The sequence below is a fragment of the Vibrio mimicus CAIM 602 genome, assembly GCF_000338875.1.
Lineage (GTDB): Bacteria > Pseudomonadota > Gammaproteobacteria > Enterobacterales > Vibrionaceae > Vibrio > Vibrio mimicus.
The window spans coordinates 1-24,050 of the sequence record NZ_AOMO01000018.1; the positions used below are offsets into that span (position 1 = coordinate 1).

14 protein-coding genes, 1 tRNA gene, 1 rRNA gene, 2 pseudogenes and 1 riboswitch are annotated in these 24,050 nt (G+C 46.9%); of the genes and pseudogenes, 12 read left to right on the plus strand and 6 right to left on the minus strand.

The features are described 5' to 3' along the window. Positions 1–39 precede the first annotated feature (39 nt). Both rrf and D908_RS16125 read left to right on the plus strand, forming a co-directional pair. Positions 40–155: ribosomal RNA gene (gene rrf / locus D908_RS16130) — 5S ribosomal RNA — on the plus strand. A gap of 30 nt (positions 156–185) precedes the next feature. Next, positions 186–262 (plus strand) — tRNA-Asp (locus tag D908_RS16125). Between the two features lie 710 nt (positions 263–972). Here D908_RS16125 and D908_RS16120 read toward each other — a convergent pair. Beyond that, entirely contained in the window at positions 973–2,307 is a 1,335-nt protein-coding gene (locus D908_RS16120) for a cation:proton antiporter (protein ID WP_000118239.1), read from the minus strand. 196 nt (positions 2,308–2,503) lie between these two features. Here D908_RS16120 and metH point away from each other — a divergent pair, with 196 nt between their 5' ends. After that, the gene (gene metH / locus D908_RS16115) at positions 2,504–6,184 is read left to right on the plus strand and encodes a methionine synthase (RefSeq protein WP_005522675.1); all 3,681 of its coding nucleotides are present in this window, start codon (positions 2,504–2,506) and stop codon (positions 6,182–6,184) included. 78 nt (positions 6,185–6,262) lie between these two features. On the opposite strand, the gene lysC is transcribed toward metH, so the two are convergent. Next, on the minus strand, positions 6,263–7,618 hold the full coding sequence (gene lysC / locus D908_RS16110; protein ID WP_000102992.1) for a lysine-sensitive aspartokinase 3: 1,356 nt from the start codon (positions 7,616–7,618) through the stop codon (positions 6,263–6,265). Between the two features lie 111 nt (positions 7,619–7,729). Continuing rightward, a riboswitch (Lysine riboswitch) is annotated at positions 7,730–7,907 on the minus strand. 175 nt (positions 7,908–8,082) lie between these two features. On the opposite strand from lysC, the gene D908_RS16105 reads away from it, so the two are divergent. After that, positions 8,083–9,201 carry a pyridoxal-phosphate-dependent aminotransferase family protein gene (locus D908_RS16105; RefSeq protein ID WP_005522678.1) on the plus strand — a complete coding sequence of 373 codons (1,119 nt, stop codon included), beginning with the start codon at positions 8,083–8,085 and terminating at the stop codon, positions 9,199–9,201. A gap of 62 nt (positions 9,202–9,263) precedes the next feature. Here D908_RS16105 and D908_RS16100 read toward each other — a convergent pair whose 3' ends face one another. The 4 genes and pseudogenes from D908_RS16100 to D908_RS16090 all read right to left on the minus strand — a co-directional run bounded on the left by D908_RS16100 (position 9,264) and on the right by D908_RS16090 (position 15,779). Beyond that, on the minus strand, positions 9,264–11,048 hold the full coding sequence (locus D908_RS16100) for a PglL family O-oligosaccharyltransferase (protein ID WP_005522680.1): 1,785 nt from the start codon (positions 11,046–11,048) through the stop codon (positions 9,264–9,266). Positions 11,049–11,112: 64 nt separating this feature from the next. Further along, positions 11,113–13,934, minus strand: a pseudogene (gene uvrA / locus D908_RS0118900) (excinuclease ABC subunit UvrA). A gap of 154 nt (positions 13,935–14,088) precedes the next feature. After that, positions 14,089–14,961: a UTP--glucose-1-phosphate uridylyltransferase GalU gene (gene galU, locus D908_RS16095; protein WP_001920788.1), complete on the minus strand. Its 873-nt coding sequence runs from the start codon at positions 14,959–14,961 to the stop codon at positions 14,089–14,091. Positions 14,962–15,134: 173 nt separating this feature from the next. Continuing rightward, positions 15,135–15,779 (minus strand): LuxR C-terminal-related transcriptional regulator, encoded by a 645-nt coding sequence (locus D908_RS16090; protein WP_005522682.1) that lies wholly within the window; start codon positions 15,777–15,779, stop codon positions 15,135–15,137. A 291-nt stretch (positions 15,780–16,070) separates the two neighbouring features. On the opposite strand from D908_RS16090, the gene D908_RS16085 reads away from it, so the two are divergent. The 8 genes and pseudogenes from D908_RS16085 to D908_RS23170 all read left to right on the plus strand — a co-directional run. After that, on the plus strand, positions 16,071–16,604 hold the full coding sequence (locus D908_RS16085) for a single-stranded DNA-binding protein (RefSeq protein ID WP_000168291.1): 534 nt from the start codon (positions 16,071–16,073) through the stop codon (positions 16,602–16,604). Positions 16,605–16,727: 123 nt separating this feature from the next. Beyond that, entirely contained in the window at positions 16,728–18,740 is a 2,013-nt protein-coding gene (gene csrD / locus D908_RS16080; protein ID WP_005522683.1) for an RNase E specificity factor CsrD, read from the plus strand. A 12-nt stretch (positions 18,741–18,752) separates the two neighbouring features. Further along, positions 18,753–20,192 carry a hypothetical protein gene (locus D908_RS16075; protein WP_005522684.1) on the plus strand — a complete coding sequence of 480 codons (1,440 nt, stop codon included), beginning with the start codon at positions 18,753–18,755 and terminating at the stop codon, positions 20,190–20,192. Further along, entirely contained in the window at positions 20,189–20,839 is a 651-nt protein-coding gene (gene gspM, locus D908_RS16070) for a type II secretion system protein GspM (RefSeq protein ID WP_005522685.1), read from the plus strand. Before D908_RS16075 ends, gspM begins: the two co-directional genes overlap by 4 nt. Next, positions 20,832–21,149 carry a hypothetical protein gene (locus D908_RS16065; protein WP_000252815.1) on the plus strand — a complete coding sequence of 106 codons (318 nt, stop codon included), beginning with the start codon at positions 20,832–20,834 and terminating at the stop codon, positions 21,147–21,149. The genes gspM and D908_RS16065 overlap by 8 nt, the downstream gene beginning before the upstream one ends. 14 nt (positions 21,150–21,163) lie before the next feature. Beyond that, positions 21,164–22,840 carry a pilus (MSHA type) biogenesis protein MshL gene (mshL, locus tag D908_RS16060; RefSeq protein ID WP_005522686.1) on the plus strand — a complete coding sequence of 559 codons (1,677 nt, stop codon included), beginning with the start codon at positions 21,164–21,166 and terminating at the stop codon, positions 22,838–22,840. Positions 22,841–22,844: 4 nt separating this feature from the next. Then, positions 22,845–23,690, plus strand: coding sequence for an ExeA family protein (locus D908_RS16055; protein WP_005522688.1), 846 nt, complete (start codon positions 22,845–22,847; stop codon positions 23,688–23,690). Further along, positions 23,687–23,980: pseudogene (locus D908_RS23170) on the plus strand (tetratricopeptide repeat protein); the annotation flags it as partial. The gene D908_RS16055 and the pseudogene D908_RS23170, both read left to right, overlap by 4 nt. Positions 23,981–24,050 lie beyond the last annotated feature (70 nt).

Genomic DNA, 24,050 nt, shown 5'->3' on the forward strand with positions numbered 1-24,050 from the left:
TGTGAGAATGAAAACAGCTTTCCGAATTTTAAGAATTTGCTTGGCGACCATAGCGTTTTGGACCCACCTGACTCCATCCCGAACTCAGAAGTGAAACGAAACAGCGTCGATGGTAGTGTGGGGTCTCCCCATGTGAGAGTAGAACATCGCCAGGCTTTAATTTAGCACCAAGCGCTAACCAATGCGGAGCGGTAGTTCAGTTGGTTAGAATACCGGCCTGTCACGCCGGGGGTCGCGGGTTCGAGTCCCGTCCGCTCCGCCACTTATTTGAGAAACCCAGTCTTACGACTGGGTTTTTTGCTTTTTGGGGAGAAAAAACACTATCACTACCGATACTCGTGCCCCTCGTCGAGCTTTCCCTTCCGCCTTCTCTGATTTCCTGCTTTCTCTTTCTTTTTTGTACTCCCGCATCCCAGTATCAACGCTGCTGCACTTTATTCCATTCCAATGTCTAATAACATTCAAATGACCGCTTAGCGGTTACTTGCGTGCAGAGGAATACGTTTAGTGCTGTTTACCTCGAGTTATCACGGTTTGGGGGGAAGAGTTAAGATAAGAAAAAGCCGATGCGTTGGACATCGGCGTGTAAGGACATCATCAATTTAGTGCTTAAAACATGGTATCCCTATAGCTAGGGGAATGCACTTTACTATCGAACGAAGTTGTTCCGCCTAACTGGACTAAGATAAATAAAAAGCAGATACGATCTGAAAAGTCTGAAGATTGGAGCTGCTTCATCAACAACATGGTTAATTCTCTATTTTGACAGGGGGTGTTCTCTGTCAACGTTTTAAAGTGATTGCTAGGCAGGAGAGGAATTGCCGTAGTATCGCTACATATAACGTAGACAAACATAACTATCTGAGCGTATTTATAAAAATATTCACCACTGCGATAGAGGTGGTTTAGTGATGACAATAAAAAGCCGCAGCTATACTGCTGCGGCTTTTCTATCGAAGGTGTGATAAATGACTAGCTGTTGTGTTCTTGTTGAGTGAGCGGTTGAGTACCCTCTGTATTGAGCTCTGCTTGCATTGCTTTTTCAGTCTTCTTTGCTTTCTCAATCATAGGGGTAATTGTTGACCCTTGAACCAGAATCGAGAATACAACCACAGCGTAGGTCATTACGAGAATCAGTTCTTTTACATCAATCAGTTTCTCTGGGATGACCATGATTCCAGTAGGTATTGAAAGTGCCATCGCTAAGGCTAAGCCCCCACGTAACCCACCCCAAGTTAAGATGCGAATCGACCAAGGATTGTAGGTACGGTAGCGTTTAAATCCAATGTAAGAGACAAACACACTCAAATAACGGCCACATAGAACTAATGGGATGGCAAATGCCATTAAGATCCAGTCTTCTTGATGGAATTCAAACAGCAGCATCGACATACCAATCAACAGGAATAGAACGCCGTTTAGGAATTCATCGACTAATTCCCAGAAGTGATCTAAATGCTCTTCACTCTCTTTTGAGAAACCAATAAAGCGAGTCCAGTTACCAATCATGATGCCTGATACCACCATCGCTAGTGGACCTGAAACATGAATAACATCGGCAAACGCATAACCCGCTGTTGGAATACCGATGGTGAGTAATAGTTCCATCGAGTGATCATCGGTTGCTGAAATTAGGTAATGGAAAACTAATCCTAATAAGAAGCCATATACGATGCCACCAATGGCTTCTTGGATGAAGAGCAGGGTCACACTACCAATGGTTGGTGTTTCGTGACCAAATGCAATAGTAAAAATAGTCACAAAGATGACGAGGCCAAAACCATCGTTGAAGAGAGACTCCCCTTCGATTTGAGTTGAAATGCGTTTCGGTGCTTTCAGCTTTTTGACAATTGCAAGCACAGCAATTGGGTCGGTTGGTGATATGAGAGCACCAAATAACAAGCAGTATACGAGATCGAATTGGATGCCGATGATCTGACAGAAACCGTACAGTGCAAAACCGATAAAGAAGGTGGAAAACAGAGTAGCACCGAGTGCTAATACCGTAATTTCCCATTTTTGATCTTTTAGATTGGGGAGTTTGATACCTAGGCCACCTGCAAAAAGTAGGAATCCCAAGATGCCTTTGAGCAGAAAATTTTCAAAGTTTATGCTGGTGACAGTCTCTGTGGCGATTTGAGTGAGATGAAACCAGTCATTCTGACCAGCAATTAGGATCAGTAGGGACAACATCATAGAGCCCGCAGTGATGGCTATAGTAGTCTGCATTTTGCTGATCTTGCTGTTTAAAAATGCGATCAACATGGCTGCCGCAGAGAGGAAGCACAAAGTGTAGTAGACGGACATTCTCTTCTCAGTGTGTGTAACAATTTGTGAACGAAATTGTCTTTCTCTGTCGAATAAATAGCAAATACTTTTTTATCACGCGAGGTTTTGCTCACACACTCAGATCGTCTAATTATTAGGCTTGATTTTTAGACGTCTAGATTTCTGAAATTTGTGTGATAGGATGTGGCAACAGCAAAAGGAATGAGGCGGTATTGTGGGAATAGAAGTAAGACAGCAACTCGAGCAACAATTGAAACAGCGTATCCTACTGATTGATGGTGGTATGGGTACTATGATTCAGAGTTATAAGTTACAAGAGGAAGACTATCGTGGTGCACGATTCGCGGATTGGCACTGTGATCTAAAAGGAAATAACGACCTCTTAGTACTTACTCAGCCACAAATCATTAAAGATATTCACTCGGCTTATCTGGAAGCAGGGGCGGATATTCTCGAAACCAACACGTTTAACTCAACCACGATTGCAATGGCTGACTATGACATGCAATTGCTCAGTGATGAGATTAACTTTGCCGCTGCTAAACTAGCGCGTGAAGTCGCCGATGAGTGGACAACAAAAGATCCTAGCCGACCTCGTTATGTTGCCGGCGTGCTAGGACCAACCAATCGCACGTGTTCGATCTCTCCTGATGTGAATGATCCGGGCTTCCGTAATGTCACATTTGATCAACTTGTTCAGGCGTATTCGGAGTCTACCCGCGCTTTGATCAAGGGTGGCAGTGATCTGATCTTGATTGAAACTATTTTCGATACACTCAATGCCAAAGCGTGTGCGTTTGCGGTCGATAGTGTGTTTGAAGAATTAGGCATCAGCTTACCTGTGATGATTTCCGGTACGATTACCGATGCGTCTGGGCGTACGTTGTCTGGACAGACGACGGAAGCTTTCTACAACGCATTGCGTCATGTTCGGCCGATTTCGTTTGGCTTGAACTGCGCATTAGGCCCAGATGAGTTGCGCCAGTACGTTGAAGAGCTTTCTCGGATTTCGGAATGCTATGTTTCCGCACACCCAAATGCGGGATTACCCAATGCGTTTGGCGAATACGATCTCTCTGCCGAGGATATGGCAGAGCATATTGCCGAATGGGCGCAAGCAGGCTTTCTTAACTTAGTCGGTGGCTGCTGTGGTACGACACCTGAGCATATCGCAGCAATGGCCAAAGCGGTAGAAGGGGTGAAACCAAGGGCTTTGCCTGAGCTGAAAGTGGAATGTCGCCTTTCGGGTTTAGAGCCGCTGAATATTGGCCCTGAAACACTGTTTGTTAACGTGGGCGAACGAACTAACGTCACCGGTTCGGCGCGTTTTAAGCGTTTAATTAAAGAAGAGCAATACGATGAAGCTTTGGATGTCGCGCGTGAGCAGGTAGAAAATGGCGCGCAGATCATCGACATCAATATGGATGAAGGCATGCTGGATGCGGAAGCCTGCATGGTGCGCTTCCTTAATCTATGCGCCTCTGAACCAGAAATCTCCAAAGTTCCCGTGATGGTCGACTCCTCGAAATGGGAAGTCATTGAAGCGGGTTTGAAATGCATTCAGGGTAAAGGCATCGTCAACTCTATTTCTCTTAAAGAAGGCAAAGAGAAGTTTATTGCCCAAGCCAAATTGGTGCGCCGCTACGGTGCCGCCGTGATTGTGATGGCGTTTGACGAAGTTGGCCAAGCGGATACTCGTGAGCGCAAATTGGAGATCTGTAGTCGGGCTTACCACATTCTGGTTGATGAGGTGGGTTTCCCACCGGAAGATATTATTTTCGACCCTAACATCTTTGCCGTTGCGACAGGGATTGATGAGCACAATAACTACGCACTGGACTTCATTAATGCGGTTGCGGACATTAAGCGTGAGCTGCCGCATGCGATGATTTCTGGCGGTGTGTCTAACGTTTCTTTCTCTTTCCGTGGCAATAACTATGTGCGTGAAGCAATCCACGCCGTGTTCCTCTATCACTGTTTTAAACACGGCATGGACATGGGGATTGTCAACGCCGGACAGCTTGAAATCTACGATAACGTTCCGCTGAAATTGCGCGAGGCAGTGGAAGATGTAATCCTCAATCGACGTAACGATGGCACGGAAAGACTGCTTGAGATCGCCGAAGCGTATCGTGAAAACAGTGTAGGTAAAGAAGAGGATGCTTCTGCGTTAGAGTGGCGTACATGGCCTGTGGCTAAGCGCCTAGAGCATGCCTTAGTCAAAGGCATCACCGAATTTATTGTGCAAGATACCGAAGAGGCGCGCCAGCAAGCCAGTAAACCGCTTGAAGTGATTGAAGGGCCGTTGATGGATGGCATGAACGTAGTCGGCGACTTGTTCGGTGAAGGGAAAATGTTCCTGCCTCAAGTAGTGAAATCAGCGCGCGTAATGAAACAAGCGGTGGCTTATCTCGAACCTTTCATTAACGCCCAAAAAAGTGGTAGCACCTCCAATGGCAAAATTTTGCTGGCGACCGTGAAAGGGGATGTGCACGATATCGGCAAGAACATTGTTGGCGTCGTGCTGCAGTGTAATAACTTCGAGATCATTGATCTTGGCGTGATGGTGCCTTGTGAGCAGATCCTCAAAGTCGCTCGTGAGGAAAAAGTGGACATCATCGGTCTATCGGGCCTCATTACTCCATCTTTAGATGAAATGGTGCATGTTGCCAAAGAGATGGAGCGACAAGGTTTTGAGCTTCCACTCTTGATTGGTGGTGCGACGACTTCAAAAGCGCATACTGCGGTGAAGATCGAACAGAATTATCATGCGCCTGTGGTGTACGTGAATAACGCGTCGCGCGCGGTGGGGGTGTGTACTTCATTACTGTCTGATGAGTTGCGTTCCGGATTTATCGAACGTTTGGATCTCGATTACGAGCGCACGCGCGATCAGCATGCGCGTAAAACCCCCAAATCTCGCCCTGTGACCTTAGAGCAGGCACGAGCCAATAAAGCCGCAATCGATTGGGCGAGTTATACGCCACCTGTTCCGGCTAAACCGGGCGTGCATGTATTTGAAAACATAGCGTTAGCAACTCTGCGTCCTTATATCGACTGGACGCCTTTCTTTATGACTTGGTCGCTCATGGGTAAATACCCTGCAATTTTGGAACATGAAGAGGTCGGTGAAGAAGCCAAACGTCTATTTCATGATGCCAATGCCTTGCTTGATAAAGTGGAACGAGAAGGGTTGCTGAAAGCCAGTGGCATGTGTGCGCTCTTCCCAGCTGCGAGCGTTGGTGATGACATTGAGGTGTACAGCGACGAATCACGTACGCAAGTAGCGCATGTGCTGTACAACTTGCGTCAGCAGACCGAAAAGCCGAAAGGAGCCAACTACTGTTTGTCGGATTATGTCGCTCCGAAAGAGAGCGGTAAGCGCGATTGGATTGGCGCGTTTGCGGTAACTGGTGGCATTGGTGAGCGAGCGTTGGCTGATGCTTATAAAGCTCAGGGCGATGATTACAATGCGATCATGATCCAAGCGGTGGCCGATCGTTTGGCCGAAGCTTTTGCGGAATATCTGCATGAAAAAGTGCGTAAAGAGATCTGGGGTTATGCGATCGATGAAAATCTCTCAAATGATGAGTTGATCCGAGAGCGTTATCAGGGGATTCGACCGGCGCCGGGTTATCCTGCCTGTCCAGAGCACACCGAAAAAGCGACCTTGTGGCAAATGCTGAATGTCGAAGAGAGCATAGGCATGTCACTGACGACGAGCTATGCGATGTGGCCGGGCGCTTCGGTATCCGGTTGGTATTTCTCGCATCCTGATTCTCGCTATTTTGCGGTAGCGCAGATTCAGCAAGATCAGCTGCACAGCTATGCTGAGCGTAAAAGCTGGAGTTTGGAAGAAGCCGAAAAATGGCTGGCGCCTAACCTCGATGCTTAATCAGTAAAACAGTAATCCACAATAACAAGAGGCCACATTATGTGGCCTCTTAGTTTTTATCTCTTGGCGAGTTGAGTTTTATTCTTGCTCAAACAGCTCTTTATGCAGCTTCTGGACTGCTTGCTTAGAGACAGATTCATGCAGCAAGAAGCAGAGGTTATGTGCGCTCGCGCCATAACAGATCATGCGTAGATTGTAATCTTCCAGCACGCCGAACACTTGTTTTGCGTAGCCGCGGCTTTCTTTCATCTTGTTACCAATCAAGGCAATCAAGCACAGGTTGTATTCCACTTCTACCGTGCACAGCTCTTCCAACTCGGCGCGCACCGCTTCTGGCAGTTCAGGAGCACCACCGGAGGTATCGGTTTTATCCAGTGTCAGCGATACGCTGATCTCTGATGTGGTGATCAGATCGACCGAAATCTTATGCTTGGCGAGAATTTCAAACACTTTAGCGAGGAAGCCGTAAGCGTGGAACATCTGCGCGCTACGTAGTGTCACCATAGTTTGATTACAACGTAGTGCGAGTGCACGGTAAAGCGGAGCACTTTCTACTTGTTTGCGAATCCAAGTGCCGCCTTTTTCCGGTTCTTTTGAAGAACCAACAAACACCGGAATGCCGTGACGCACGGCTGGAAGTAAGGTGGATGGATGCAGAATCTTGGCACCAAAATTGGCCATTTCTGATGCTTCACTAAAGCTGATCTCTGGGATCGGAGCTGCTTTCGGAGCAATGCGTGGATCGGTACTGTAGATTCCCGGTACGTCTGTCCAAATCTCCAAACCACAGGCTTGCACTGCTTCTGCAATCAAAGCGGCTGAATAATCACTGCCGCCGCGACCTAAGGTAGTTGTATTGCCTTGGGCATCAGAGCCGATAAAGCCTTGAGTAACCACGACGTATTGTTCACACAGTGGAATCAACTTATCTTTGGCTAATTGAGCAATCTCTTCCAGTTGTGGTTCAGCACGACCGTAGTGGTCATCCGTGCGTAGCACTTCACGAATGTCGAACCGTACTGCATCGACGCCACGCTCACGCATCAGTTGAGCCAAGATATAAGTAGAAATCAGCTCACCGCACGCCACTAAGTGGTCGGTCAGTTTTTTACTAGATTGAAATGAAGCCGCTTCCGCCGCACTGGCCACAGAGTCCAATACGGCTTTGACTTCTTTCTCGACTCGGGTTGGATCCGCGAGTTGGTCGATAATCACATAGTGGATATCAGCCAGTTGTTGCAAAATGGCTTGGCGGCGTTCACTAGAAGCTACGCCATTGGCCAGTTCGACCAATAAATTGGTCACGCCAGAGCATGCACTGCTTACGACTAAGCGTGTTTGTGGATTGTTTTCTATGATGGCCGAACAGCGGCTCATGGCTTCAAAGTTGGCGACACTAGTACCACCAAATTTGGCGACGTTAAATGTGCTCACGGCAATTCTCCCAGACTTCCTGAAAAACGAGTTGTTGGTAACCCAACGTCCAATGTTGTGAAGAGAGTGTTTTTTAATAGAGCAAATTAGAGGAGTGACTATAGAAAGATTTCCCTCAGAAGCTCTTCATCAGATTTGAGCTGATGACAGTTGAAGGGATTCAGCCCATTCAACCGATAAACCAAAGCCGCAACTTTAATTCACCTCGGCACTACTCCCCCTGAATGTTTTGTTTTGGAGTTGAGGCTCCACAAAACATCTGCCTGGGCAGTGCTCCTCTTCTGCTAGATAGCTCACACATTGAACGGTGTTGGCGAAATCTTGTCAACGACAAAATGTTCCAAAAGTGCAAATAAAAATGACATTAGTGTGACAACGGTTAACACTCTGGACATAGGTCGAATTGTTGCTGCAACTTAATTGCATTACTCTGATGGCTCTGGTCGCCACAACAAGGAGTCGTCATGACAATTCGTAGTTTTATTCCTCCTCATCGGATCTTGATGGGGCCTGGACCTTCTGATATTTCTCCACAAGTGTTACAAGCGCTAAGTCGCCCCACAGTCGGTCATCTTGATCCTCTCTTTATCGGCATGATGGATGAGCTAAAACAGCTGTTGAAATATGCTTTCCAAACTGAAAATGAGTTCACCATTGCAGTATCTGCCCCGGGCAGTGCGGGTATGGAAGCATGCTTTGTTAACCTCGTAGAACCCGGCGATAAAGTGATTGTGTGCCGCAATGGGGTGTTTGGTGAGCGGATGCGAGATAACGCTGTGCGTTGTGGTGCAGAGGTCGTGGTCGTTGATGATGAATGGGGCTGCCCTGTCAGCGTTGAAAAAGTGCGAGCCACGATAAGCGAACATCCGGATGCGAAAATTCTTGCGTTTGTACAAGCGGAAACCTCAACGGGAGCGTTAAGTGACGCGCAAGCTTTGGGTGCTCTCGCTAAGCAACATGGCATGCTGACGATTGTTGATGCCGTAACGTCTTTAGGTGGTGTTCCACTGTTGGTGGATGAGTGGCAGCTTGATGCGGTGTATTCTGGTAGCCAAAAATGTCTCTCTTGTGTGCCGGGTTTGGCTCCTTTGACATTCTCACCTCGTGCCATTGAGAAGATTCAATCACGTAAAACGCCGATTCAAAGCTGGTTCTTGGATCAAAGCTTGGTGTTGGGTTATTGGAGTGGGGCGGGTAAGCGTAGTTATCACCACACAGCACCCGTTAATAGTTTGTATGCTTTGCACGAAGCTCTGCTGATTTTACAGCAGGAAGGGTTAGAGCAAGCATGGCAGCGCCATCGTGTCATGCACAACAAGCTCAAACAAGGTTTAGAGCAACTGGGCTTTAAGTTTGTGGTGGAAGAGTCTTATCGCCTACCGCAGTTGAATGCGATTTATGTCCCAGAAGGGATTGATGAAGCGAAAGTGAGAAGCCATCTGCTCAATGAATACAATTTGGAAATTGGTGCCGGGTTGGGCGCATTAGCAGGGAAAGCGTGGCGGATTGGCGTAATGGGGTATGGTGCGCGTTCTGAAAATATTGCGTTATGTTTGCGCGCACTGGAAGAATCACTGCGTTAATGAAAAGCGGTGCGAAATAGAAAAGGGTGGCTTAAGCCACCCTTATTTGATCCTGCAGTAGGCTATGGCGCGGTTTCTGATTGAGCTGCTGAACCTGATGCAGTGCTAGTTGTCGTTGATGGTGGCTGATATTGGACAGCGCTGAAATCTTGATTGGGGAACAGAAACTCGGCTTCACTGCGGATTTGCTGAGCACGACTGGCATCACCTAGGCCTTGATAGGCCAAAATCAGATTGGTATAGAATGCCGGGCGCGGTTTGTGTTGAATGACTTGTAATGACCAGTCCACATAAGGCTGAATCAGTTCTGCTTTTTGCTCATACAACCCAACTTGCAGATAGGTGCTATAGATATCCCAATCAAATCGGTCTTGCCAAACCAATGGATTCGTAACTTGTTTAAGTAGCTCAGGATCGCGTGGTTGAGACTTCTCAAATTGAGTTAGTACATAGTTGGTATGTAACGCAGTGACCATATATAGGCTTGTCATTATCGGTAATACCAAACTAGTAACACGCAGCAAAGATTTACTTAGCGCTGAGAAATGTGCAATGCGATAACGCGCAACCCGCTGATCAACCCAGTAGATCAGAATAATGAAAGTGATCCAGTGAATGGCGGAATGATAAAACGGATACTCTAATTGAGCGTGTAAAGCGATTGGCACGAACAGAGCTAACATAGCCAAGCGAGTACCTCGTTTAGCCCCATAAATGCGCAGTGCACAAAAACAAGCGGCGAGTAATATCCCCAGCACTGGCAGTAAGCCTCCTTCTACTCCCCAATACAAAAGCTCGTTATGCGGATGATCCATGGAGGCTAATCCGGGAGGGTAGCTGCTGTTTAATTGGTGCTGACGTGCCGTGTAGAGCAGATATTGCGCTTCAAACTGACCATAACCGTATCCGGTAAATGGCTTTTCGATAACCATGTCAATCGTTTGTGGGAATGTGAAGCGGCGTGGGCTTTCTAGATCAGTTTTGTTTTCCACAAAACCAGATATTCCCAGACTGTACATGGCTGCAAATCCGGCACTGATACCGAGTACAATAGCCAAAAGCCAGAGAGTAAAGCGCTGACGTGATGCGAATCGATAGAGATAAGGACTAACCAAAGCAATGCTCAATACGCTGGCAATCCATCCGGTACGCGATGCTAACACCACCAAAAGAGGAGCCGTAAGTAGCGGTGTTAAGTAGAGTACGCCGATTTTGCTTAGTGGCGAGTCATATTTTTCAGGTTGTCTTGCTAACAAATAGCCGGAAATCACTAAGCCTGTGGCGAGGAAACTTGCCATTACGTTAGGTTGTTGAAAAATACCATAGGGCCGATTGGTTTTTGTGTCGTAACCAAACGGATTCCCCGGATCTAACCAAAAATATTGGATAAGACCAATGATGGCCTCAATCACTGTGGCCAGCAGAATAAACCACAGCAAACGCTGTTTATGTTTGTTACTAAACCGGAATTGTTGCAACACGACAAATAAGGTAAATCCAGCCCATAGACCAACAAGACGGCTGAGAGCATTCGGCCAATCGGCATTTGAGTAAGTGATGGGGAGTGTTAGAAGCACACAACTGATCCACAACCCTATAGTCAATTTGGAATAACGCAGAACTTGATTATTGGCCAATTGGTACAAACCGATGGCAAGAGTAATGCTCAGGGCAATCCAAGTCGTGTTATTAAAAGAGAGTGCAAGCCCTGCACCGCCGGGATTGGGCATGAAGAAATGCATGGCGAGTAGATACAAAACTGCCAATGAAAAAAGAAATGGTTTATTGAGTGGAAGGCTAGGTGTGTGCGGTTCTAACCGGGTTCCACTTAACAGCAAAGTTGCCATGCAGTTCACCTTAAAAAAGAAACCAGCGCAGAATTCGCTGGTTTCGTTACTTTAGCCTTTTTTTCTAATTCAACAAAGGCTTGAGGAAGCGTGCAGTATGTGAAGCTTCGACCTGAGACACATCTTCCGGTGTTCCTTCTGCAATAATGAGACCACCGCCTTGGCCTCCTTCTGGGCCTAAATCAACGATCCAGTCCGCAGTTTTAATTACATCCAAGTTATGCTCAATCACTACCACCGTATTGCCATGATCGCGTAAGCGGTGCAGTACGCTCAGGAGTTGCTGAATATCGTGGAAATGTAGGCCAGTAGTAGGTTCATCCAAAATATACAAAGTTTTGCCAGTATCACGTTTGGAAAGTTCGCGTGCCAATTTAACCCGCTGTGCTTCCCCTCCTGAGAGAGTGGTAGCAGATTGCCCGAGACGAATATACGAGAGGCCTACATCCATTAATGTTTGCAACTTACGAGCGATAACGGGTACAGGATCAAAAAACTCACGTGCATCTTCAACTGTCATCTCAAGCACTTCATCAATAGTGCGGCCTTTGTAGCGTACTTCAAGTGTTTCTCGGTTATAGCGTTTGCCCTTACAGACATCACACGGAACATACACATCAGGTAAGAAATGCATCTCGACCTTGATCACGCCATCGCCCTGACATGCTTCGCAGCGACCGCCGCGCACGTTAAAGCTGAAGCGACCCGGTTGATAACCACGAGAGCGTGATTCTTGTGTTCCCGCAAACAGTTCACGGATAGGTGTAAAGATACCCGTGTAAGTTGCTGGGTTAGAACGCGGGGTGCGACCGATAGGACTTTGATCTATATCGATCACTTTATCAAAGTGTTCCAAGCCTTTAATTGAGCGATAAGGTGCTGGTGTAGCTGTAGTTGCACCATTGAGAGCGGTATGCGCGATCTTAAAGAAAGTGTCGTTGATCAGCGTTGATTTCCCTGAACCAGAAACTCCCGTTACACAGGTAAAAAGACCAACAGGGATCGATAAATCAACATTTTTTAAGTTATTGCCAACTGCGCCTTTTAGTTCAACGGTTTTACTCGCATCGCGTGGGGTTCGCTCAGTTGGTACGGCAATTTTTTTAACACCACTGAGATACTGGCCTGTTAATGAGTTCGGGTTAGCAATGATTTCATCCACATTGCCTTCTGCTACTACCATACCACCGTGTACCCCTGCGCCGGGGCCAATGTCGATCACATGATCCGCCATGCGAATCGCATCTTCATCATGCTCCACCACCAAACGGTATTACCCAGATTACGTAGGTGAGTAAGTGTTTGAAGCAAGCGTTCGTTGTCTCGTTGGTGGAGACCAATAGATGGCTCATCGAGTACATACATGACACCGACTAACCCCGCGCCGATCTGGCTTGCCAAACGAATACGCTGTGCTTCACCACCGGATAGCGTCTCGGCACTGCGTGATAAGTTTAAATAGTTCAGTCCCACATTGACCAAAAATTGCAGGCGATCATTGATCTCTTTCATCACCTTTTCAGCAATTTGTGCTCGTTGACCTTCCAGTTTGAGTTCTTGGAAGAATGTCAGCGCATCCGCAATGCTCAGCTCAACAATGGTTGGCAGTGCAGTATCATTGATAAATACATTACGCGCTTCAATTTTGAGGCGTGTACCATCACAACTACTGCAAGGCTTGTTGGAGATGTATTTCGCCAGTTCTTCGCGCACCGAGTTGGATTCAGTATCGCGATAGCGGCGCTCCAGATTATGCAATATGCCCTCAAAAGGGTGCTTTTTGAGGCGGATATCACCGCGATCATTGATGTACTTAAATTCAATTTCGGTACGGCCAGAGCCGTGCAGGATAATTTCCTGAATTTTCTTGCTCAGCTTATTGAACGGTGTGTGTACATCAAAGTCGTAGTGTTCGGCCAGCGCAGTCAGCATCTGGAAATAATAAAAGTTCTTCTGATCCCAGCCACGAATTGCCCCTTGCGCCAAACTTAAGTTGGCATCTTGAATCACGCGATCCGGGTCGAAATACTGTTGTACACCTAAGCCGTCACAGGTAGGACAAGCTCCCGCTGGGTTATTGAAAGAAAACAGGCGCGGTTCAAGCTCACGCATGCTGTAACCGCAATGTGGGCAAGCAAAGTTGGCAGAGAAAATCTGTTCTTCACCTTCGCCTTCCATTGGAGCAACCACCACGATACCACCAGAAAGCTCTAGAGCAGTTTCAAAGGATTCAGCTAAGCGCTGTTGCAGATCACTGCGCACTTTAAAACGATCGACAATCACTTCAATGGTGTGTTTTTTGTGCAGTTCAAGTTTCGGTGGATCGGTAAGATCACAAGTTTCACCATCGATCCGCGCACGAATAAATCCTTGTGCCGCTAAGTTCTCTAGTGTCTTAACGTGTTCGCCTTTACGCTCTTTCACTATGGTCGCCAGCAGCATCATTTTGCTGCCTTCGGGTAACTCCAAAACCTTATCGACCATTTGGCTTACAGTTTGTGCTTTGAGTGGAACTTGGTGTTCAGGGCAGCGAGGTTCACCGACCCGGGCATAGAGCAGACGCAAATAGTCGTAGACTTCCGTTATCGTGCCGACGGTTGAGCGTGGGTTATGGGAAGTAGACTTCTGTTCAATCGAAATTGCGGGTGATAACCCCTCAATGTGGTCAACATCAGGCTTTTCCATGAGAGAAAGAAATTGACGAGCGTAAGCGGAGAGGGATTCTACATAACGCCGTTGGCCTTCTGCATACAGCGTATCAAAAGCCAGTGATGACTTTCCTGAGCCAGAAAGGCCAGTGATGACAATCAGCTTGTCGCGTGGAATGGTCAGGTTGATATTTTTGAGGTTATGGGTACGAGCGCCGCGTACTTCGATTTTGTCCATCTGGTTTGCTCTTTGCTAAACGAAGTGCAGCAAGTATTACATAGCGTGAACAAAGTGCAAGCAAATACTGGATAAAAAAACAGGCTTATTAAAAGCAAAAAAGCCAACCTTTACATTCGTCGGTTGGCTTCTCATCTCTGATATCAGCTAAGAATTACTGACCTTTATGTGTCGACTTTTTGGCGAGTTCGACTTTCTGATCGTTCTTCTTATACATGTTTTCGTAACAGAAGTTGGTTGCTTCGATATAGCCTTCTACGCTACCGCAGTCAAAGCGCTTGCCTTTAAATTTGTAAGCAAGCACACAACCAGCTTTGGCTTGTTTTAGCAGAGCGTCGGTGATTTGAATTTCACCGCCTTTGCCTGGTTCAGTTTGCTCAATCAGATCGAAAATATCCGGAGTCAGGATGTAGCGGCCGATGATCGCGAGATTACTTGGTGCTGTGCCTGGTTCAGGTTTTTCGACCATGTTATCAACACGGAACAGATCATCTTTGATCATTTCGCCAGCAATCACGCCGTATTTGTGGGTTTCGTTCTCTGGAACTTCTTGTACTGCAACGATAGAACAACGGAATTGTTTGTACAGTGCTACCATCTGTGCCAGTACGCCTTGTTCTTCATTCACGCACAGGTCGTCAGCTAAAACTACGGCAAATGGCTCATCCCCTACCAGCTCTTTGCCAGTTAAAATCGCGTGGCCCAAACCTTTCATTTCGCGTTGGCGAATAAAAGTAAAGTTGGCGCTTTCGATGATTTTACGGATATCACCCAACAGCTCTTCTTTATTTGTGCCGCGGATCTGGTGCTCTAACTCGTAGTTCATGTCAAAGTGATCCATGATCGAGTGTTTACCACGACCTGTCACAATACACATACCTGTAATACCTGCTTGAATCGCTTCATCAACGCCGTATTCGATCAGCGGCTTGTTAACAACTGGCATCATCTCTTTAGGCATTGATTTAGTTGCTGGTAGGAATCGGGTTCCGTAGCCAGCTGCCGGAAATAGACACTTCTTAATCATAATTTTGCTCTATGGTGTGCTAGGGATAAATTTTTTGCCGACTCTACCACTTCTTATTCGTGACTGCATTACGTTGGTGTTATCGGCAAAAAAAATGTGTGTGTAGTCGCATTGTTACTACATTTTTCGGCAGGAAATCGGAGAAAAAACATCAAGTTTTATGTTGAGTATTTTCACAATAAATTTTGGTTTACCCAAGCAATCGCTTTGACTCGATTTTTCACATTCAATTTTTTAAATATCTGATAGAGATGGGATTTCACCGTGAACTCACTAATAAACAAACTCTCAGCAATTTGCATATTTGAAGCTCCGGTCTGCAAGCAACGTAGAATTTGAATTTCACGCGCAGTGAGGTCAACCGTTGCCTGAGTTTGATGAGTTTGGAAAGCGTAACGATAGTAGTGTAATAACTGGCTGCTCACGTGGCGTGGTAACCAGTTCTGTCCATTGATGATCTCTCCGAGTCCATGCGCAATAAAACCAGTATCTTCATTGGCATAAAATAGCCCTTTTAGGTTACCGAAGATGAGTAGGTCTTCAGTTTTTAGCCGTTTGTCCACATTAAACAGAATGGTTTCAAAATAGGGGCTAGTGAGCTTGAGTGGCCCAAGTTGCTGGCGGATTTGGCTGTTTTCTGCATGATCGAGCAGCAAAATTTTGTGCTTATCGGATTGATACTCGCGCAGTAAACGCTCCGGTTCAATTACAGGGACGGGAAGATTCAGTTGCTCGATCGCCGCCTGAATAGAGGGATGTAAAGCTTTGGGTTGAGTTGTCAGCAAATAAATGGTGCGTGCGTAATTGGTTCGTTGCATGATGAATTACATACCTAGGTGATATGAAATAATGCACTTAATATGACGAAAAATACGCTTTCGCGCCATGAGAGAGAAGTAGTTTGCGGAGCATCTCAATAGTCGAAGTAACAAATAGGTTTATCAGCAGGTTATTTCGGTGAGGTGCTCTTAAAAATAGAGAAACATAGCCAACCTAATCGTTCAGCGTGCTGCAAGAATTGGGGATTTCGATTGGTTCGCTTGGTAAAACGGTGTTATCCTTGCGGACTACTTAAAATTGATAGACATGACTTGATTACGGAGCAAAACATGGCAAGCCGTGGCGTAAACAAAGTAATTTTGATTGGTAACTTAGGCCAAGATCCTGAAGTGCGTTATATGCCAAGCGGCGGCGCAGTAGCGAATATCACTATCGCGACCTCCGAAACTTGGCGTGACAAAACCACGGGTGAGCAGAAGGAAAAAACCGAATGGCACCGCGTGACTCTGTATGGAAAGCTGGCAGAAGTTGCTGGTGAGTATCTGCGTAAAGGTTCTCAAGTCTACATTGAAGGCCAACTGCAAACTCGTAAGTGGCAAGATCAGAATGGTCAAGATCGCTACTCAACTGAAGTGGTTGTACAAGGCTACAACGGCATCATGCAGATGCTAGGTGGTCGTGCCCAACAGGGTGGAATGCCAGCTCAGCAAGGCGGCATGAATGCACCACAACAAGGTGGTTGGGGACAACCTCAGCAACCAGCGAAACAGCATCAACCGATGCAACAATCGGCACCTCAGCAGTACTCGCAACCGCAGTACAACGAGCCGCCGATGGATTTTGATGACGACATCCCGTTTTAGAACTGCTATTGACGAAAAAAGCCGCGGATTCCGCGGCTTTTTTATATAGTTATCTCAATTGTTTAATGTAAACTTCTCGCCTCTTAAAAATCGATAGCGGCGCACATAAGGAACGTGGCACAAATGAGGTACACACCGACGTTAAAACTGAGCACTCGGCTAGTTGCGTTTGTGACTATGACAGTAATCAGTGCCATGTTTATTCTGTTCCTCGGTGGTACTTTATCTTTTCAGCGGCTTGGTCAGGAATACCTTAATCACTACCTACAAGGTGTGGTTGAAGTCGTTGATAAAGAGATGGAAGATCCTGATGCAGCGTATTCCATGCAACGTTGGATGCCCAAAATGCTGCAAGCAGGCGGCATTATTGAAATGCAGCTCACCTCTGATGCAGGTACGGTTTACCGTTTTAAAGACACCGCCAATACCATTGAAGCGGCACGTTTATATCAAGTTGCTTTACCACTGAAGCGTAATTCTGGCTATGTCATGCATTTCAAAGCCGTTCCTCCATATCTCAGTTATAACTATTCATTGCAAGCCATGTGGTCAACCACGTTAGCGGTGTTGCTGATTATCTTTTTCTTAATGCGCGGTCTTAAGTGGCTGAAAGAACAGCTATTGGGCTCTGAGTTGCTTGAAGAACGTGGGCGGATGATCTTAGCCGGGCGAGTGGAACAGCATGCGAAAGGGGATCCACGAGAATGGCCTTATACCGCGAGTGAAGCATTAGATCGCTTGATTGAAGAGTTGCAGGATGCGCGTCAAGAACGGAGCCGCTTTGATACCTTTATTCGTAGCCAAACCTTCTTAGATCAACTAACAGGCACAGCCAACCGAGTTTTATTCGACAGCAAACTGGAATCCGCTCTGTTAGAAAGTGGTGCACACGGTGGTGTAATGATGCTGCGTGTGGATGACCTTGAGTCAGCTCGCGAAGAGAGCCCGAAACGCAGCGTGGATGAGTTCATTGTCGAAGTGGGAGGATGCCTCTCTAACATAGTGCAACGTTATCCTGATGCGATTCTTTCTCGTTATTACGATGATGTGTTTGCGCTGTTTATTCCCCATCAAGGCAGTAAAGATGTTGCTCAAGTGGCAACTCAAGCGGTCAAACTGATTGAACGCATTGTTCCGCCTGAACCTTTGCTGCAAGAAAACTGGTTCCATATCGGCGTCACCATGTATCAAGAAGGTGAGCGGCGTGGGCGAATTATTGATGAAATGGAGACGGCACTTAAAAGCGCACAACTGCAGAGTGTGAATGCTTGGAGCCGTTTCCAGAAACCTAAGCAGTTGCAAGAAGATCGTGGCAGTGTGCGTTGGCGAACTCTGTTTGAACAAACTTTGCGTTCAGAGACGATCTTGTTGTATCGGCAGGCTTGTTATTTGGTTTCAGTCACGGGCGAGCGAGAATTTATCCATTATGAATTGTTTGCGCGGATTCAGGATCCGCAGCAAGGTATTCTCAAGGCCTCTCGCTTTAGTTCTGCTTTAGAAACCGTAGGTTATGAAGCCATGTTGGATCGCGCGGTCTTCAGTTCAGTCGTCGATTTTCTCAAGCAATCTACACGAATTGAACCGCTGTCGATCAACTTACACGTTGTCCCGTTTAGCGATAAACGGTATGCTCGCTGGATTCGTAACGAATTGATGCAAATGCCTTTTTATCTTCGCTCTGCATTATCTTTTGAATTTTCAGAAGCCCATTTGGTGAAACATTTGGACTACATGCGCCCGATAATCCGTATGCTGGCGGGATTGGGATGCAAGATTGTTGTAGGGCAAGCAGGGCGAACTATCGTCAGTACTCACTATATTAAAGACTTAAAAATCAACTATCTTAAACTTCATCGGAGTTTGATAAAGAAAATCGATCAGCGGCACGAGAATCAGTTGTTTGTGCGCAGCTTGGTTGGCGTATGTAGTGGTACACAAACAGAAGTGGTTGCAGTTGGTGTCGAGACTGTTCAAGAGTGGCAAACTCTACAGATGCTCGGAGTGAACGGTGTGCAAGGTCGTCTGTTTGATGAAGAGCAGCAGATGTTGCCACCATTACCTGCCGAACAACCCAAGCGCCCTCAACGCTTGTCTCTGGCGCCTATAGGCAAGCGTAATCGATGGCGAACCAAATAGTAGTGGTAAAGAATGAAGAAACCGAGTTGGATAGAAAAACTGATCGCCCCTAAGGCCGCTTCTCGGCAGTTGTATGTTGTTGTGCAGCCTGAGAGCCTGTATTTCACGGCAGATGATGTATCGCCGATCCCTCCTCAGCCTTCGAACCAGCAAAATTGGCAATCCGTGTTGGTACAAACGCTACAAAAGCACGCGATTCAAGATGTTCAAGTTCATCTCGTACTCCATTCTCAGCTTTATCAGGCTTATCAGATAGAGCAGCCTAGTGTGCCACGTGAAGAGTGGTCAGCAGCTTTGCCATTTCTACTGAAAGACATGCTCAGTGAAAAAGTTACCGAAGTGGTGGCTGATGCCCACCCATTGCCGGGCAGTGGCAAAGTGCAAGCTTATGTGATCAGTAAACGCACGGTACTTGAGCTGCAGCGTACCCTATTAGCGGCGGGTCTTACTCTCGGTCGGGTTATGCCCGATCAGGCTGTATGGGGACTGACTGGCGGGGAGCTGAGCCACTTCTTATTGTTGCATCGCAGCTTAGGTGGCAGCTTTAAGTTGGATGCTTTTGTCGAACACCAATGCAGCTTTCAGCGTACTTTACGCGGCATTACGGCACCAGTAACTGATAACGCAGCGAGTGTATTGCAGCTAGATAGTTTGGCGTTGGAATTACAGCGTTCCATTGATTATCTCTCGGCGCAGTTGAAGGGAGGTTCTCTTCAGCAGCTTAAAGTGTGTTGTGATGGCGAAGATCAACAAGCTCTGATTGATGGATTGAATGAACGTTTAAGTGTGAGGGCGTCAGGTCTCAATGGGGAAGCAACCTCATGTGGTGAGCAATTGGCACGTTATGCCCGTCATGTACCGCAAGAAACCATCAATTTTTATCAAGATCATCTCAAGCCGAAACGAGAAAAATTCACTCTAGCGAATTTGCTGCTGGCTTGGTTGGCATTGAGTGCAGTGTTACTGCTTGGATACGCGGGTGCCGGGTATCAAAATTATGTGGTCAATCGCCAATGGCAGGAGCTTCAAACTCAAAATCAATCGCTGACTGAACAAGCGACTGATTTACGCCAGCAAGTCGCAAGCCACCTTCCATCCGCAGGGAAAGCTGCCGCCATTGAGCGTTTGAAAAAAGAAATTGCAGCTAAGCAGCAAGCACTGCAGGCCATCGGGCAGTTTGATGCGGCGCAGCAAGTGGGCTATTCCGGAGTGTTAAATTCACTGGCTCAACTGGCACGTAATGATATTTCTCTAAGCAGTATTGCTTTAGATGCGGTTCAGTTGAATGTACAAGGTTTGGCACGTGATCCCGCAGCGATTCCTAACTGGATCAATCAGTTCAAACAAGAATTACATCTGGTGGGTAGAACCTTTGAACAGCTGAGAATCGGCCGTAATGAGCAAGATATGATCACCTTTGAACTGAATACTCAACGGGGAGAGCTAAAATGATATCTCATTGGGAAACGATGACCAGTAAGTTTTCTGCTCTCTCACAGCGCGAGAAAGTGCTGATTGCTCTGTGCGGTACTGTGTTGGTGGTTATGGTGCTGCTTATCGGGCTGATTGAACCTGCGTTAAAGCAGAGCCAAGCTCGTCAGGTGCAAATTCAAACTCTGACTTCAAGTAATCAGCAGCTACAAGGCGAAATTATGGTGTTACAAGCCAAATTAGCCAAAAACCCAGATCAGGAACAGGACGTTGAACTCGGTCAACTGACACTGCAAAGTCAGGAGGTTTCTCAACAGCTGGCTGAGAAAGTGACGTCTATGGTTGCGCCTTCAGAGATGCCGAACTTACTGGAACGCGTGCTCACTCAAAGTCAAAAACTTAAGCTAGTCGCACTGGAGTCCTTGCCCGCAGAGCCGATTGTCCGTTCAACAGAGTCGGAAGTGAAGTCGGAATACTATCTGCACCCAGTGCGCATGGAGTTTACCGGTTCTTATTTTGCGATTCGTGATTATTTGCAAGCCTTGGAAGCGTTACCTGTGAAGTATTACTGGCGCAACTTTCAATATAAAGTGGAAAACTACCCGCAAGCTCGGGTGATCCTTGAAGTCTATACTTTGGGCAGTCGAGAGGAATTTATCGGTGGTTAGATATGGAGTGCTCTTGGCGCTAATCGTAGCAGCCAACAGTTATGCTAATGAGGACCCAACCGCACCTTTAGGGTGGGTGAATCCACCGAAAGCGGAATTACAAAAGCCGAGTTATCCAGTGCCGACTCTGCAAAGCATTATGTGTGCAGAGGGTAGTCGCTGCTATGCGATTATCGAGCAAAAAGTGGTGGCACAAGGGGATGTGGTCAATGGCTATCGTGTCGCGGCGATCCATCCTGATAAGGTGAAACTCACCCGAGCAGGGAAAGAGTGGCAATTGGCACTTTTCGCTCTCGATGTAAAACAATAAGGTAACAAAGTCTTATGCGTAAAATCGTACTCGCTTCAGTGGTGACTTCCTTGGTGGGATGCTCGATGGGACACCGTGATCCGGTGGAAGCCAAACAAGTTCTCAATCAAGCTATTAACGAGACGAACAGTCGTCAGATTGACCAATTGCCTCCGTCAGTTGAAGCCGATCTCATGCCAGACATGGATTCGCTCACAGCCAGTGAACCCAAGACGCTACAGCGCTTTCGGATTCAAGCGAAAGATGTCGAAGCCAAGGCATTTTTTGCCAGCCTAGTTCAAGGCACTGAATACAGTGCGGCCATTCATCCCGCGGTCACAGGGCGCATTACCCTGAATCTCACTGACGTTACCTTAGACGAAGCCCTCGCTGTAGTGCGCGATCTGTACGGCTTTGATGTTGTCAAAGAAGGTAAAGTCATCCAAGTCTATCCTGCCGGGCTACGCACAGTGACCATTCCGGTCGACTATCTGCAATTTAAGCGTACCGGGCGTTCTTTAACCGCGATCACTACGGGTACGATTACTAACACTGATTCGAACAATAATTCGAACAACAGCAGCTCAAATAACAGTTCAAGCAGTAATTCCTCTTCTAGCTCCAACAACTCGAATCAAACTAATAGCCCAACGGCACGAGGTGGTACTGAAATTGAAACCACGAACGAGAGTGACTTTTGGCCTCAGTTAGAAAAAGCGGTTGCGCAACTGTTGGGTAGCAGTGGTGGACAAGCGGTGATCGCCAACCCACAGGCGGGGGTACTGACTCTGCGTGCTTATCCAGATGAAATTCGCCAAGTGACCGAGTTTTTAGGAATTTCTCAGCAGCGAATGCACCGGCAAGTGATCCTTGAAGCCAAGATTCTCGAAGTAACTCTTAGCGATGGCTATCAACAAGGCATCAACTGGAATAAAGCTTTCACCTCGAATGGCTCGAATTACCAAATTGGTACCGGAACGATTTCTCAAGATAGCAGTGGTAATCCCATCAGTGCGGTATTACCGGGATTAGACGCGATAGGTACACTATTGGGTGGTCAATCGAACCTAGTGATCTCCAGTGGCAGTTTCGATGCTGTTATTAGCTTTATGGCGACCCAAGGGGATCTGAATGTACTCTCTAGTCCACGAGTGACGGCTTCTAATAACCAGAAGGCGGTGATCAAAGTGGGCACGGATGAATACTATGTCACGGATTTATCGAGCGTGGTGGGAACGGGTGATAACGCACAAGCCTCACCGGATATTACTCTTACCCCGTTTTTCTCTGGTATCTCACTGGATGTAACGCCACAAATTGACGATCAGGGTAATGTGTTACTGCACGTTCATCCTGCGGTGATTGAAGTTGAGCAGCAAACTAAACGCATTACCTATAACAGCCAGCAAATTGAATTGCCGCTGGCGAGAAGTTCGATCCGTGAATCGGATTCGGTGATCCGCGCTAAAGATGGCGATGTGGTGGTGATCGGTGGTTTGATGAAGTCCAATACCGTTGATCAGGTGTCAAAAGTACCGTTTTTAGGGGATGTTCCCGCTTTAGGCCATTTGTTCCGTAACACCACCAAGCTGACGCAGAAAACCGAGCTCGTGATTTTGCTTAAACCGACTGTGGTTGGAGTGAACACTTGGCAAAAAGAGTTAGAACGTTCACGAGGCTTGTTGCAGGAATGGTTCCCAGATAATCAGTAAGCCTATGTATTTATCGCACTTTGGCCTTGAGCAGTTTCCTTTTCACCTCACCCCGGATACAGAACTGTTTCTGGGTTTAGCGCCACACTTTGAAGCTATCCAAACCCTAAGTGCGGCGATAGAAATGGGGGAAGGGGTTAGCAAGCTAACTGGAGAAGTCGGAACGGGCAAAACCATGGTGTGTCGAATGTTACTGACTCACTTGGGTGAAGACGTCGCGCTGATTTATCTGCCTAACCCTATGCTTACTGGAGAAGAGTTACGGCAAGCTGTCGCAGCTGAATTGCAGATTGAAGTGCACTCTGCGGTGCGAATTGTAGAGCAGATTCAAACTCGGTTAATCGAGCTGCATCAGCAAGGCAAACGAATTGTTGCGTTAGTGGATGAGGCGCAAGCTCTCTCTGACGAAGCGCTCGAAACGCTCAGATTGTTCGGTAATTTGGAAACAGAACAGACCAAGTTATTGCAGATCGTATTGATCGGTCAGCCAGAATTAGATACACGATTAGAACAGCATCACTTACGCCAGTTTCGGCAGCGGATCACTTTTAACGCACGCCTGAGGCCATTAACTCAGGCCGAAACGGAAGTGTATATCGAGAGCCGTTTAAACAAAGCGAAAGCGCCTTATCCGCTGTTTAATTCGACACTGAAAAAAGCTGTGTGGCGGGCATCTCAAGGGACCCCGCGTTTGATCAACCAAATTTGTCATAAGGCTTTGTTGCTCGCCTGGCATGAGCAAAGCCCACTGGTCAATCAGCATCATCTGTTTGCAGCTATCCACGATACGTACGATAGCTGCAAACCCAGATTTAAAACCCCAATACTTTGGGGATGGAGTAAGCCATGAGTGTGGTGAATCAAGCATTGGCACAAAGTGCCAAACGCAGTCATTCTCGTCTATCGAACATTGAACGCATTGACGTCGCGAAACCCAAAACTCGCCCTGCTTGGTTATGGGCGATATTAGGTTTTGGGGTGAGTTTAGCGGTCGGTGGATGGTCGGTTTCCCTGCAGTCAGTGGATATTCCCTCAACTTCAAGCGATTTTGTGCCTCAAGAAACATTACCATCACCCACTCAAAAAACGACTCAGCAAGCCGTCGCGGTATATGCAGCTCCAGCAAAGAGTGAAACATTGGCGATGGTGCAACCGAAAACACAACCCATCGCGAATCTAGAAAAGCCAGTGATGGAGTTAGCATCGAATG

Coding starts and splice junctions, on each gene's coding strand:
- D908_RS16120 (WP_000118239.1), bottom strand. CDS start 2,307: ATGTCCGTCTACTACACTTTGTGCTTCCTCTCTGCGGCAGCCATGTTG.
- D908_RS16105 (WP_005522678.1), top strand. CDS start 8,083: ATGACAATTCGTAGTTTTATTCCTCCTCATCGGATCTTGATGGGGCCT.
- D908_RS16100 (WP_005522680.1), bottom strand. CDS start 11,048: ATGGCAACTTTGCTGTTAAGTGGAACCCGGTTAGAACCGCACACACCT.
- galU (WP_001920788.1), bottom strand. CDS start 14,961: ATGATTAAGAAGTGTCTATTTCCGGCAGCTGGCTACGGAACCCGATTC.
- D908_RS16090 (WP_005522682.1), bottom strand. CDS start 15,779: ATGCAACGAACCAATTACGCACGCACCATTTATTTGCTGACAACTCAA.
- D908_RS16085 (WP_000168291.1), top strand. CDS start 16,071: ATGGCAAGCCGTGGCGTAAACAAAGTAATTTTGATTGGTAACTTAGGC.
- csrD (WP_005522683.1), top strand. CDS start 16,728: ATGAGGTACACACCGACGTTAAAACTGAGCACTCGGCTAGTTGCGTTT.
- D908_RS16075 (WP_005522684.1), top strand. CDS start 18,753: ATGAAGAAACCGAGTTGGATAGAAAAACTGATCGCCCCTAAGGCCGCT.
- gspM (WP_005522685.1), top strand. CDS start 20,189: ATGATATCTCATTGGGAAACGATGACCAGTAAGTTTTCTGCTCTCTCA.
- mshL (WP_005522686.1), top strand. CDS start 21,164: ATGCGTAAAATCGTACTCGCTTCAGTGGTGACTTCCTTGGTGGGATGC.
- D908_RS16055 (WP_005522688.1), top strand. CDS start 22,845: ATGTATTTATCGCACTTTGGCCTTGAGCAGTTTCCTTTTCACCTCACC.